The sequence below is a fragment of the Actinocrinis sp. genome, assembly GCF_035938995.1.
Classification (GTDB): Bacteria; Actinomycetota; Actinomycetes; order Streptomycetales; family Catenulisporaceae; genus DASZGI01.
Genome location: NZ_DASZGI010000324.1, coordinates 1 through 13148 on the forward strand (window position 1 = coordinate 1; position 13148 = coordinate 13148).

At 70.5% G+C, this 13148-nt stretch carries 12 protein-coding genes; 7 read left to right on the top strand and 5 right to left on the bottom strand.

Features of this window, described 5'->3' with window-relative positions:
• On the top strand, positions 1-1345 hold a 1345-nt coding region (locus tag VGZ32_RS23025; protein ID WP_326888242.1), incomplete at its 5' end, for an alpha-ketoacid dehydrogenase subunit beta.
• A gap of 84 nt (positions 1346-1429) precedes the next feature.
• Here the strand turns inward: VGZ32_RS23025 and VGZ32_RS23030 are convergent.
• The 3 genes from VGZ32_RS23030 to VGZ32_RS23040 are packed head-to-tail and all read right to left on the bottom strand — an operon-like array spanning position 1430 to position 4498.
• On the bottom strand, positions 1430-2452 hold the full coding sequence (locus VGZ32_RS23030) for a LacI family DNA-binding transcriptional regulator (RefSeq protein WP_326888243.1): 1023 nt from the start codon (positions 2450-2452) through the stop codon (positions 1430-1432).
• A 23-nt stretch (positions 2453-2475) separates the two neighbouring features.
• Entirely contained in the window at positions 2476-3543 is a 1068-nt protein-coding gene (locus VGZ32_RS23035; RefSeq protein ID WP_326888244.1) for an alpha/beta hydrolase family protein, read from the bottom strand.
• Positions 3544-3553: 10 nt separating this feature from the next.
• The gene (locus VGZ32_RS23040; RefSeq protein WP_326888245.1) at positions 3554-4498 is read right to left on the bottom strand and encodes a hypothetical protein; all 945 of its coding nucleotides are present in this window, start codon (positions 4496-4498) and stop codon (positions 3554-3556) included.
• Positions 4499-4748: 250 nt separating this feature from the next.
• On the opposite strand from VGZ32_RS23040, the gene VGZ32_RS23045 reads away from it, so the two are divergent.
• The 6 genes from VGZ32_RS23045 (at position 4749) to VGZ32_RS23070 (ending at position 10516) form a co-directional block, all read left to right on the top strand.
• Positions 4749-6020: an amino acid ABC transporter substrate-binding protein gene (locus VGZ32_RS23045; RefSeq protein WP_326888246.1), complete on the top strand. Its 1272-nt coding sequence runs from the start codon at positions 4749-4751 to the stop codon at positions 6018-6020.
• A 68-nt stretch (positions 6021-6088) separates the two neighbouring features.
• Positions 6089-6973: a branched-chain amino acid ABC transporter permease gene (locus VGZ32_RS23050; RefSeq protein ID WP_326888247.1), complete on the top strand. Its 885-nt coding sequence runs from the start codon at positions 6089-6091 to the stop codon at positions 6971-6973.
• Positions 6963-8099, top strand: a complete 1137-nt coding sequence (locus VGZ32_RS23055) for a branched-chain amino acid ABC transporter permease (RefSeq protein WP_326888248.1) — start codon at positions 6963-6965, stop codon at positions 8097-8099. The genes VGZ32_RS23050 and VGZ32_RS23055 overlap by 11 nt, the downstream gene beginning before the upstream one ends.
• Positions 8096-8842, top strand: coding sequence for an ABC transporter ATP-binding protein (locus tag VGZ32_RS23060; protein ID WP_326888249.1), 747 nt, complete (start codon positions 8096-8098; stop codon positions 8840-8842). The genes VGZ32_RS23055 and VGZ32_RS23060 overlap by 4 nt, the downstream gene beginning before the upstream one ends.
• Positions 8839-9576, top strand: coding sequence for an ABC transporter ATP-binding protein (locus VGZ32_RS23065; protein ID WP_326888250.1), 738 nt, complete (start codon positions 8839-8841; stop codon positions 9574-9576). Before VGZ32_RS23060 ends, VGZ32_RS23065 begins: the two co-directional genes overlap by 4 nt.
• 1 nt (position 9577) lies before the next feature.
• Entirely contained in the window at positions 9578-10516 is a 939-nt protein-coding gene (locus VGZ32_RS23070; protein WP_326888251.1) for an NAD(P)-dependent oxidoreductase, read from the top strand.
• Between the two features lie 12 nt (positions 10517-10528).
• On the opposite strand, the gene VGZ32_RS23075 is transcribed toward VGZ32_RS23070, so the two are convergent.
• Entirely contained in the window at positions 10529-12619 is a 2091-nt protein-coding gene (locus tag VGZ32_RS23075; protein ID WP_326888252.1) for a xanthine dehydrogenase family protein molybdopterin-binding subunit, read from the bottom strand.
• On the bottom strand, positions 12616-13080 hold the full coding sequence (locus VGZ32_RS23080) for a (2Fe-2S)-binding protein (RefSeq protein ID WP_326888253.1): 465 nt from the start codon (positions 13078-13080) through the stop codon (positions 12616-12618). The genes VGZ32_RS23075 and VGZ32_RS23080 overlap by 4 nt, the downstream gene beginning before the upstream one ends.
• Between the last annotated feature and the right edge of the window lie 68 nt (positions 13081-13148).

Genomic DNA, 13148 nt, shown 5'->3' on the forward strand with positions numbered 1-13148 from the left:
CCAGAACGGGCCGTTCCCGGGCAGCGCCTTCCGCTACCGCACCAAGGAGGAAGAGGCGTCCTGGCGGGCGCGCGACCCGATCGCGCAGCTGACCGGGCACCTGGAACGGCGCGGCATCCTCACCTCCGGTCAGCTCGCCGATGCGGCCGCCCGCGCCAAGGACACGATGCGCGAGCTGGGCAGCGCGCTACTGGAACCAGTGAGCGGCGGCAAGCCCGGGCAGCGGCGCATCAAGCCGGCCGAGTGGCCGGACCCTGCCTTCGCGCACGTGGGAGTGCGCGGCGACCTGAGCGAATTCGCCGGCGCGACAGTGCTTATCGACGCGACCGCCGACGACGAGGCGGTCCTCGGATTCGGCGAGGTGAAGTTCATCGACGCGGTCGCCGGCGTGATGGCCCGCCGCATGGAGCAGGACGATCGAATCGTCGTCATGGGCGAGGACGTGCACCGGCTCAACGGCGGCACGAACGGTGCCACCCGCGGGCTGAAGGAGGCCTATCCCGACCGGGTGCTCGGTACCCCGATCAGCGAGAACGCCTTCGCGGGGCTGGCTGGCGGACTCGCCCTCGACGGCCGCTTCCGCCCCGTGGTCGAGTTCATGTACGCCGACTTCATGTGGGTCGCCGCCGACCAGCTGTTCAACCAGATCGGCAAGGCCCGCCACATGTTCGGCGGCGACGACCCCGTACCGCTCGTGCTGCGCAGCAAGGTCGCCATGGGCACCGGCTACGGCTCACAGCACTCGATGGACCCGGCCGGCATATTCGCGACCGCCTCGGGCTGGCGCATCGCGGCCCCCTCCACCCCCTTCGACTACGTCGGGCTGATGAACAGCGCGCTGCGCTGCCAGGACCCCGTCGTCGTGCTCGAACACGTCGACCTGTACACCAGCCGCGGCACTGGACCCGCGCGGCCCGAGGACATGGATTACTGCCTGCCCGTCGGACGCGCCGCCGTACGGTGTACCGGAAACGCCTTGACCGTCCTCACCTACCTGGCGATGACCAACTACGTCCTCGACGCGGTCGCCGAAACCGGCGTCGACGCCGAGGTCGTGGACCTGCGCTGGCTCGACCGCGCGTCCCTGGACTGGGACACCATCGCGGCGAGCATCCGCAAGACCAACCGGGTGCTGATCGCCGAACAGGGCGCCCTGGGCACCTCCTACGGCAGCTGGCTCGCCGACGAGATCCAACGCCGCTGCTTCGCCCACCTCGACGCCCCGATCGAACGTGTCACCGGCGGTGAGGCGTCCCCGAGCATCAGCAAGGTGCTCGAACGCGCCGCGATCGCCCGCGCCGAAGAAGTCGCCGCGAAGCTCACCGATATCGAGGCGCGGCGCTGACCGGCCAGGGCAGGAGCGCGGCGTCCTCGGCACAGATATTAGAGTATTAATTATTAGAGTGTTGATGTGAGTGAGGGTGCGCCGTCAAGGGCTCCGCGGCGGGGCGGTCGAGCCGCGGACCTTGAACGTCACCGGGAGCACCACAGAACGCGGGTGCGTGCGCGGCTCGCTGAGCTCTTCGAGCAGCATCCGGGCCGCTTCCGCGCCGAGCTCGTACTGCGGGCTGTGGACGGTGGTGAGTGCGGGGGTCAGCTTGTCCATGAACGCCGCGTCGTTGAAGCCGACGACGCTGACGTCTTCCGGGCAGCGCAAGCCGTGCTCCGCCAGCACGTCGTAGCAGCCCAGGGCCAGCATGTCGTTCCCGGCCAGGATCGCCGTGAAGTCCGCGCCCTCGGCGAGCAGCTTGTTGAGGGTTTCCGCCCCGGCCGCCTCCGTCCAGGAGCGGCAGACCTCGATGCGCGTCTGGTTCTCGTCCAGGCCGTGCTCGTGCAGGGCCTGGCGGAACGCGCGCAGCCGGTTCACACCGGTGGAGAGGTCCTGCGGCCCCGCGAGGTGCACGATGCGCTTGTGCCCCTCCTCGACCAGGTGGTGCAGGGCCATCGAGATCCCGGCCGCGTCGTCGGCCGTCACGGACGGGACGGTCGGCTTCGCCAGGCGGCGGTTGACCAGGACGACCGGGGTGTTGGCCGCCGCCAAGTCCTCCAGCAGCGGGTGCTCGAGGCGCGCGGTGGCGAAGACGAAGCCCTCGACGTTCCGGCTCCGCATGGACTCGACCGCGGCCTCCTCCCGCGCCGGGTCGTTGTCCGTGTTGGCGATCCACGCGTTGTAGCCCACCGGGCCGAGCACGTCCTCCACGCCCCGCACGATCGGCGGGAAGAGCGGGTTGGTCAGGTCCGGGATGATCAGCCCGATGCTCGAGGAGCGCGAGGTCTTGAGGCTGCGCGCCACCGGGTTCGGCCGATACCCCAGCGCACGGGCCACCCGGTTCACCCGGTCCGCCGTCTCGGGGCTGACCAGGTGCCGGGTCTGCGGGTTCAGCGCACGCGACGCCGTCGCCGGGTGCACTCCCGCGCCGTCGGCCACGTCTCGCAGGGTGGGTCGTCGCACGCTATGCATAGTAGGGCGGCGACTCACCGGCGGTGCCCGACCGCGAGCTTCCGCGCCATCCAGTCCGCGACGTACGGGCGGTGGTGGTCGAGCAGGTTCGTGCAGCCGTGGTTGCCCGTCTCGAAGAACAGGAACTCCTCCGCGCCGGCCTCCTCGGCCAGCCGCGCCTGGTGGAGGGGCGGCGTGATCCGGTCGCGTCCGCCGCACAGGACCAGCAGCGGACAGGCGATCTTGAGAGCGTGGTCACGCAGTGTGAGCTGCGCCGCCTTCTTCGCCGCGTCCGCGTCGTCCACGGCCCCGGACCGGCGGCGGAAGGCTTCGCGGGTGAGCGCCGGGCCGCTCTCGAGCACGTGGCGCATCTCGAACGGGCTGGACAGCGACGCGCACGCGCGGATGCCGGGCACGGCCGCCGCGATCCGCGCCGCGTAGTAACCGCCGAGGCTGATCCCCCAGACGGCGATCCGGTCCGAGTCGATCGCCGGGTCGTGGCCCAGCGCTTCGAGGAGCGCCGCGCCGACGACCTCGTAATCGGGACGGATGGGCAGGCGATCGGCGGTCTCACCCTGGCCCGGGCCGTCCACGCTGAGCGTCGCCATACCCCGGCGCAGGAAGGTGTCCTCGACGACCGACAGCTCCTCTTTCGTCGAGTCCAGACCGGGAATCAGGATCACCAGGGGGTGCGGGGCCGGGTCTCGCGGGGTGCGCAGGACGCCGACGACTTGTGCGCCCTCGAACGGCATCGCGAAGCGGCGGCCCGGGGGATCGAGGTACGGCAGCGCGTCGGTGAGGCAGCGCACCGCTCCCGCCGCGGCCCGCCCGGCGAGTTCGAGGTCTTCGAAGTAGACGAACCGGCCGAAGTGGTAGCTCACCGCGGCGCGGCGCAGGTGCTCGCCGGCCGAGAGGAGCCTGCCCGCCGCCAAGGCGGCGCGGCCGAGTCCCTCGTGCTCCGCGGCGACGTCGATCCAGGCGTCGCACCACTCGTGCCAGCTCACGATGCCCGTCGCGACGCGGGCGAGGTCGGCGGGCAGGACGCCGTTCCCGGTGAGCCGGGGCGCCCAGTGTTCCAGAGCCGTCGCGAGTCGATCGTCCATGTACCGCTCCTCAACCGGTGAACGCGAGGAAGCGCTCATCGACAAGGCCGGGGTCGGCGTCGACGGGGACTCTGGGCTCGGCGTGGCGGGCGCGAAGCATCCGAAGGGTGTACAGCGACGCGTCGTCGAGCCGGGCGTCGGGGATCAGGCCCTCCACCCGGTCGGCGAGGGTCGCGAGGTAGCGGGCGGTCCCGTGCGCGTCCAGACCAAGGCGGGCGCGGGTGACCATGGACGCGGTCTCGCCCTGCGGTTTTGCGGCCAGAGCGCGGCAGGTCGACACCACGGTCGTGGTCAGCGCGCGGAGAGCGGGCAGGTCGCGGTCGATGTCGGTCCCGCGCGCCGCGAGGACTGTGCCGACGTAGAGGCCCATCGACGACGCGCGGCTCACCCGGGTGCATCCGGCGTCCTCGGCCCGCAGGTCGCTGCCGGCGTTGAGCATGGTCATGGTGCAGCGGTTTGCGATCAGCGCCTTCGCGCGCATCGGCGTGGTCCCCATCGGCTCGACCGTGTAGTGGGCGAGCCTGCGCAGTCCCCGGCGGGCCAGCAGTTCGTACGCGGCGAACGCGAATCCCGACGTGGGCACGTCGACGCCGAGCACGCCGCCGCGCAGCCCGGTGCCCGGGTCGACGCCCGGGGCCGCGAACAACGACAGCCCCAGCCCGCGGTCCACTGCGGCGAGGATGCGCACGTCCGCGCTGCGGCCCAGCGGATTCGCCGAGGACTGCCGATACGAGATGACATTGTCGGGGCTGGTGAGCACGGCATCGAGTTCGCCCTCGAGCAGCAGGGAGAACTGCTGCGACGAGGACGAGACCGCGATCTCCTCCACGCGCAGCCCGGCCCGCGCCAGCGCCCCGGTCTGCGCCGCGACGCCGAGCACGACGGAGGGGCTGAACACGCCCAGCCGGACGGTGGCCGTCCGCGGCCGGCCCGCCTCGACCGGACTTGTCGCCATCGGGTGATCCCTTCGCCGGGGGAACGCCGTGCGCTGTGGGAAGACCAGCGCTGTGGGAAAACCAGCACGGTGAGGCTACTGCGACTTCGGGCGATTTCGCAATCGTTTGCGGTTTTGTAGCAGGTATGCGCTCGCTATTGACGGCCGAGTGGCACGCTGACACGCTGCAATCGATTGCCAAAATTGCGAAACCCTTCCCCTGTACGCCCTTCGAGATCAATCCCTTCCCTTCAAAGGAGATGAGCGAAGGTTGACGAAGCGAAGGTCGGCGCGGCGAGGCCCGAAAGGCATCCTGAGGGCCGCGACGGCGGGTGCGCTGTTCCTGGCCCTGGCCGCGTGCTCCAGCAGCGGCGGCGGGTCCGGCGGGCCAGGTTCGAGCGCACCCATCAAGATCGGCGTCTCCCTCTCCCTGACCGGCGACGACTCCGCCGACGGCATGGCGTTCCAGCAGGGCTACCAGCTGTGGGCCAATACCGTGAACGCCTCGGGCGGCATCCTCGGCCGCAAGGTGACGCTGGACATCGTCAACGACGCGAGCAGCCCGGTCCAGGTCGCCACCAACTACCAGAAGCTGATCAGCGTCGACCACGCGGACCTGGTCTTCGGCCCGTTCTCGACCTCGCTGACCAAGGCCGCCTCCCAGGTCGTCGCACGCTACGGATACGCGTTCGTCGAGGGTGCGGGCGGCGGCCCCTCGGTGTTCACCAGCGGGCTGAAGGACGTGTTCGACGTCAGCCTCCCGGTGGCCAACAACCTGGTCAGCTTCGCCCGGTGGATCGCCGCGATGCCCGCCGCGTCCCGGCCGGCCTCCGCCGCCTACGCCAGCGAGGACGACCCGTTCACCTCCCCGCAGCTGGACGCGGCGCGGGCGGTGCTTGAGGCGGCCGGCGTGAAGACCGTCTACAACAAGCTCTATCCGACCGAGACGACCGACTACAGCCCGATCGCCTCCGGCATGATCAGCGCCAAGGCGGACGTCGTGCTCGTCGGGACGCTGCTGCCCGACGTGACCGCGTTCATCAAGCAGTTCGTGCAGCAGGGCTACAACCCGAAGGCGTTCATCGCCACCGCCGGGCCCGACCAGGGGCAGCAGTTCATCTCGAACGTCGGGATGAACAACACCGACGGGATCATGGTGCCCAACGAGTGGTTCCCGCAGTCGACCGAGACCGGGAACGCGGCCATGGTCGCGGCGTATCTCAAGGCCTACGGCGGGACCGCGGCGGACATCAGCTCGGACGTCCCCGAGGCCTACGCGGTCGGCGAGGTCACCGCGCAGGCGATCAAGAACGTCGGCTCGCTGGACCAGGCGAAGATCATCACCAACCTGCACAGCGCCACCTTCACCTCGGTCCAGGGACCGGTGAAGTTCGACTCGACCGGTCAGAACCTCGACGCGTACGCCTATGTGTTCCAGTGGCAGAACGGGCAGCTGCTCCCGTACAAGCCGCAGTCCGGCGGCGTGCTGGCCCCGGTGCTGTCCGGACAGGGGCCGGTGCTGTTCCCCAAGCCCGCCTGGTAGGCCGCGAGCCGCCCGCCGGGGCCGTACCGCACCCGGCCCCGGCGGGTGGGAAGGGAGTGGAGTGACCCGTGGGCACGCAGATCGCCCAGGCCGTCGTCGAAGGGGTGCTCACCGGCGGCGTGTACGCCCTCATGGCGGCCGGGCTGACGCTCATCTTCGGGGTGATGGAGATCATCAACATCGCCCAGGGCGTCATGGTGGTCCTCGGCGCCTACCTCAGCTATACGCTCCAGAAGGACCTGGCCATCGATCCGTTCCTCGGCCTGTTCCTCACCGTGCCGATGATGTTCCTGGTTGGCGTCATAATCGAATGGGGTTTCATCAGGCGCCTGCGTCCGCAGAACCGCACCGCGCTGTCGATCCTGGTCACCTTCGCGGTGGCGATCGTGATCGAGGGCATCCTCACCCAGATCTACTCGACCGACCTGCGCAGCATCGACGCCTGGTACGTGGACCGGTCCTGGCGGCTGCTCGGCTTCCACCTGCCTTACATCTATGTGTTCGGATTCGTGCTCGCGGTCGGGCTGCTCGGCGCGCTGCACCTGTTCCTGTACCGGTCGCGGCCCGGCTTCAGCATCCGCGCGTCGATGCAGAACCGTGCGGGCGCCGAGCTCATCGGCATCGACATCGACCGGGTGTCCGCGCTGACCTTCGGCATCGGCGCGGCGGTGACCGCGGTCGGCGGCATGGTGTTCGGGGCCACGACCTCGTTCAACCCGAACTCCGGCTACGACCTGATCTCGCGGCTGCTGGTGATCGTGGTGCTCGGCGGCCTCGGCAGCATCGGGGGCGCGCTGGTCGCGGCGGTGGTCGCGCTGGTGGTCGAGGACGTCACCGCGGTGGTCTGGTCGCCGGTGTGGGCCAGCACGATGTTCTTCGCGGTGCTCATCGTGATCCTGCTGCTGCGGCCGCAGGGGCTGTTCGGCAGGCGGGAGGCGGCGCGTGCGCACTGAACCGTCGGCGGCGTCCACACCGGCGCTGTCTACGCCAGCTCTGTCCACGCCGTCAGCGGGCGGATACTGGTGGACGTCAGGACTCGGACGTCTGGCCTGCCTCGCGGTGATCCTCGTCGTCGCCGTCACCTTCCCGTTCGTGTTCAGCAATCCGGCGACGACATCGGTCGCGATCTTCACGCTGCTCTACGTCGGTGCGGCCTCCGCCTGGAACACCTTCTCCGGCTACTCGGGCTACATGGCGCTGGGCAACGCAGCCTTCTACGGCAGCGGGGCGTACGTCATGGCCAACCTGGCCACGCACCTCGGTATGAGCGGCGGCGTCGGCGTCTTCGCGCTCGTGCCCCTCGCGGGCGTCGGGACCGGGGTCATTGCGATCCCGGTGGGCTGGCTGGCCCTGCGCACCAGGCGGCACACCTTCGTGGTGATCACCATCGCGATCTTCTTCATCTTCCAGCTGCTCGCCTACAACCTGCGGTCGATCACCGACGGCTCGGCGGGCATGCCGCTGCCCGTGCCGCCGTGGCTGGCAGTCGCGTACAACGACTACTTCTACATGGCCGCCCTGACCGTCGCGATCATCGCGGTCGCAGTCGCCTGGGCGGTGCGCCGCTCGTCGTTCGGCCTCAAGCTGCTGGCGATCCGCGACGACGAGGACCGGGCGCTGGGGCTCGGGGTGCGCACCAGGCGGGTGAAGCTGACCGCGTTCGTGCTGACCGGCACGCTCACCGGAATGGCCGGCGCCGTCTACGCCTACTACATCGGCAGCGTCTATCCGCCCTTCGCGTTCGACGCGCTCTTCGACGTGACCGTCGCGCTGATGGCGTTTCTGGGCGGCCTCGGCACGATCAGCGGCCCGGTCATCGGTGCCCTGATTCTCGAGCCGGTGCAGCAATACCTGAACACAGAGCTGACCGACGCGGGCCTGGCGCTGATCGTCTTCGGTGCGCTGTTCCTGCTGGTGATCGGGTTCCTGCCGGAGGGCATCGTGCCGGCGCTCGGCCGCCTGCTGCGCGCCTACCGGATCAGGCGCCTGCGATCCGGTGAAGCGCGGGAATCCGCCGGCCCGCTATCCGCCGGGGCGGACGAAAGCCCGACGGCGGCACGCAGCGGGGTGGTGGAATGACCGCGCTTCTGGAGGTCGGCGACCTGAGCAAGAGCTTCGGCGGCGTGCAGGCGCTGTCCGGGTGTTCGTTCACCGTGGACGACGGGGCGATCGCCGGGCTGATCGGTCCGAACGGCTCGGGCAAGACCACCGCGTTCAACGTCATCACCGGGTACGAGCGCGCCGACGGTGGCAGAGTGCTGCTGCGCGGCCGGGAGGTGACCGGCAGCGGACCGGACCGGGTCTGCGCGCTCGGCATCGGGCGCACGTTCCAGATCACCCGCGTCTTCGGCAGGCTGACCCTCCTGGAGAACCTGCGGGTGGGCAGCGCGGGTGTGCCGCGCGCGCGTCGCAGGGAGCTGTACGGCGACCGGCGCTGCCTGGAGCTCCTTGACTCGGTCGGTCTCGCGAGCCTCGCGCACGCGACGGCCGGGGCGCTCTCCTACGGCCAGCGCAAGCTGCTGGAGCTGGTTCTGGTACTCGCTCAGGAGCCGCGGATCATCCTGCTCGACGAACCGGCAGGCGGGATCAACCCGACCCTCGTCAACCAGCTCGGCGGGTACATCCGCGAGCTGAACAAGCAGGGCGTGACCTTCCTCGTGGTCGAACACGACATGGAGTTCGTCATGGGCCTGTGCGACGTGATCTCAGTCATGGAGCGCGGCGCGGTGATCGCCCACGGCGCGCCGGAGCAGATCCGCACCGACCCACGGGTGCTGGACGCATATCTCGGCGGCGCGCTGGACGAGGGGGAGCCGTCGTGAGCGGGCTCCTCGACTTCCACGCGGTGTGGGCGGGTTACGGCGGCGGCGACGTGCTGCGCGGTCTGAGCCTGTCCGTGCCCGAGGGCGAGATCACCTGCATCGTCGGGCCGAATGGCGCGGGCAAGTCGACGATCCTGCGCGTGATCAGCGGCCAGCTCGCGCCGCGCCAGGGCAGGGTGCTGTTCCGCGGCGAGGAGATCGGCGGGCTCAAGCCGCGCCGGATCCTGCAGCGCGGAATCGTGCAGGTCGCCCAGAACCACACGCTGTTCCCGGACATGACGGTGCGGCAGAACGTGGAACTCGGCGGCTTCCTGCTGCGCGACCGGGCGCTGGTCGCCCGGCGCCTGCGGGAGGTGGAGGAGGCGCTGCCGACCGTCCGCGAGCGCGCCGACGACAAGGCGGGCTCGCTGTCCGGCGGCCAGCAGCGGCTGGTCGAGTTCGCCCGCTGCCTGATGCTGGATCCCCGGCTGGTGGTGCTGGACGAGCCGTCGATGGGTCTGGATCCCAAGACGCTGCGCACGGTGCTTCGCCAGGTCCGCACGATGTGGGAGGCAGGGCGGACGGTCTTGCTGGTCGAGCAGAACGTGCGGGCCGGGCTCTCCCTGGCCACCCGCGCGATCGTGGTCGAGAGCGGGCGGGTGCGCCTGTCGGGCACCGGCGCCCAGGTCTTGGCCAATCCGGAGATCACGCACCTCTACCTGGGCGGCGGCACCACAACTGTGACGAGGAGTTGACATGGCCGACGAGAAGCTGCCGGACCTGCCGGTCGGCTGGATCGGCACCGGCCGGATGGGCGCCGCGATGGCCCGGCGGCTGGCCCGCGCCGGGGCCGACCTGACCGTGTGGAACCGCACCAGGTCCAAGGCCGAGGCGCTGATCCCGGACGGCGCGCGGGTCGCAGAGAGCTTAGACGAGCTGGCCGGCTGCCACCTGGTGTTCACCACGGTCTCCGCCTCGGCCGACCTGGAGACGGTGCTCACCGGGCCCGGCGGGCTGCTCGACGGCCGGGCCTCGGTGCCCTCGATCATCGTGGACTGCTCCACCGTCTCGACTGGCACGTCCGCCGTGATGCGCGCGGCGGCGCAGGAGCGCGGCGCGGCGTTCCTGGCGGCGCCGGTCAGCGGCAACGGGAAGGTCGCAGCCGCCGGACGGCTCAGCCTCGTCGTGTCAGGGCCCGAGGAGACGTACGCGCAGGCCGAGCCGTTCCTGCGCAAGATCGCGGCGACGGTCACCTACGCGGGCGAGGGCGAGGCCGCACGGCTGGTGAAGATCTGCCACAACCTGCTGCTCGGCGTGCTGACCCAGTCGCTGGCCGAGATCGCCGTGCTGGCCGAGCGGGGCGGAGTCTCCCGGGCTGCGCTCCTTGACTTCGTCAACGGCAGCGTTCTGGGATCCGCCTTCACGAAATATAAGACCCCTGCCTTCGTGCACCTCGACTACACCCCGACGTTCACACCGGTGCTGCTGCGCAAGGACCTGGATCTCGGGCTGGCGGCGGCGCGCGAGCTCGGGGTGCCGATGCCGCTGGCGGCGGTCACCCAGCAGCTGGTGCAGGGCGCGATCAGCACCGGCCGGGGGGCGGAGGATTTCGCCGTGCTGCTGGACCTGCAGGCGGCCAGCGCGGGGCTGCGGCTTGAACCCGAGATAGCAGAGGTCGACGACGGTCTCGGCTGATCCGCCGCCGGGTCAGCTCTCCAGAACACTGACAATGCGCTCGGTCGTCATCGGCATGTCGCGCACTCGGACCCCCAACGCGGCTGCCAGCGCATTCCCGAGTGCCGCAGCCGTCGGGCCCTGCGCGGCCTCCCCGGCGCCGACCGACGGCTCATCCGGGCGGGACACGAGGGTGACGTCGACCTCTGGGACCTGGCTGAAGCGCAGGATCGGATAGCTCTCCCAGTCGACGCTCGTGACGCGGCGGCGGTCGAACCGGACCCGTTCGATCAGCGTCCAGCTCGCAGCCTGGACCGCGCCGCCCTCGATCTGGTTGCGCACCCCGTCCGGGTTGACGATCCGGCCGACGTCCACGGCGAGCGACAGCCGGCGCACCCGGACCTCGTTCACCGCCTCGATCTCGGCCACCACGGCGCAGTAGGCCCCGGTGCCCTTGTAGCGGGCGAATCCGATGCCGCGGCCGACGCCTTCAGGATCCTGCGTGCGGTCCTCCCAACCGCCAAGCCGTGCCGCGGTCTCCAGCGCCTCGCGGGCGCGTGGATCAGAGAGCTGAGACATACGGTATTCGAGCGGATCGCGGCCGGCCGCCGCCGCCAGTTCGTCCATGAAGGATTCGATCGCGAACACGGTGGCGAACGAGCCGAGCCCGCGCAGGGACGAGGTGCGCAGGGGCGCGCGCAGCGAGCGGTGACCGGTGATCCGGCGCCGGGGGAAGTCGTACTGGGGCACGGCGCCGCGCGTCGAGCCCGCGCCACGCGACGCCGGTGGGTCGACGGCGACCGGCAGCGGGATCGGCCGGGCGAGATGCGCGGCGGCGAGCAGGCCCGGGGCTCCGTCTGCGGTCCCAGGGCGGGCCAGGTGGCCTTGGCTCCAAACGTCGCAGGACCAGGAGACCACGCGGCCCGCCGCGTCCAGACCCGCCTCGAGGTCCACCACCATCGCCGAGCCGAAGGGCGACCAGGTCAGCTCGTCGCTGCGACTCCAGCGCACGTGCACCGGACGTCCGGTGACCGAGCGCGCCAGCAGCACCGCGTCGAAGGCGGCATCGTCCGCGCCGTTGTGGCCGTAGGCGCCTGCGCCCTCGACGTGCTGGACGCTGACGCGGTCGGGATCCAGCTGCAAGGCCTTCGCCACCGCACGCTTCAGCGGGAAGATGCCCTGGCTGTGGCTCCAGATCTGGACCGAGTCGCCGTCCCAGCGGGCAACGCCGCAGCTCGGCCCCATCGAGGCGTGCGCGAGATAGGGGCGGCTGTAGCTGGCCGCCAATGTCTTCGCGACCGGCGCCGCAGTCGCTGCGTCGTCGAACTCATCCACGACTGTGAACGTCTCCGAGGGCACGCTGCGCAGAAAAGCTGGCAGGTCGTTCTCGTTGGGAAGGCTGTCCTGCTCCTTCCAGTGCGCGGCGTCCCGCAGCATGGCAGCGGCGCGGTCGGCAGCCGCCTCGTCGTCGGCGACGACGCCCAGGAAGCTGCCGTCCACGACTACTGACACGACCCCGGCGCACTCCCGGATGCGGGCCGTGCCCACCTCGATCAAACTCGCGGCGGGCGACGGCGGACGTACCACCCGCCCGTACAGCTGGCCGTCGAGCACGAGATCGTGGATGAATCGGGGAACGCCGCGGATCTTGTCCGGAAGATCCAAGCGCGGCACGTCAGTGCCCACAATCCGCAGCCGAGCGGCATCCTTCGGCAGCGCGACACCCTCCGCACGCCGGTCGAGATCAACCCCATCGGCCAACTCGCCATAGCTCGTCCGCCGCGCGCCGTCCGCACTGCTGAAGACGCCGTCCCGGACAACCACCCGCCCGGGTTCCTCGCCCAGCCGCCGCGCCGCCTCGGCCAGAAACAGCATCCTGACCTCGGCGCAGGCACTGCGGAGCGCTGCCCCCGACTCGGCGACGGACATGCTCCCGGCGGTCATCCCTTCGTCCGGCCCGTCGGCCGTGTTCGCGGGCAGCATCGTGACGTGAGCGAGATCCGCGTCGAGCTCGTCGGCGGCGATCTGCGCGAGCGCGGTGACGATCCCCTGGCCGAGCTCCACCTTTCCGACGCGGACGGTGATCGTGCCGTCCAGGGCGACGCTCACCTGGCGGGCGGTCACGCCGCGTCCGCCCGACGCGTCAAAGCTCGAATCATCCGGCGCTGTGCCCCGCATCGGCACAGATGCCGGTCGAGCGCCGCGACGACATCCGCCTCGTCCGGGTGTGGGTTGTCGGCCAGCAACGCCGCCGCGCTGATCAGGATCCCCGAGACGCAGTAACCGCACTGCGCGGCCTGTTCACGCTGAAAGGCCTGCTGAGCCGGATGAAGCGAATCGCTGTCGCCGAGCCCCTCGATCGTCACGATCTTGCGCCCCGCCGCCGACCACAACGGTGTGTCGCAAGCCGGGGTGGGATGGCCGTCCATCAGGACGAAGCAGACCCCGCACAGGCCCAGTCCGCAGCCGAAGCGGCTGCCCTTGAGATCCAGCTCATGGCGCAGTACGTGGAGCAGCGGAGTGTCGCGCGGACTCGCCGACACGTGGCGCTGCCCGTTGACCACCAGTTCGAAGGTCTCCTGCATGGCCCTCCCGCCGCCCGGGAATGCAATCGATTGTATCTCCTCGGCGGCGGTGCGGCGGTGCGGCGTGC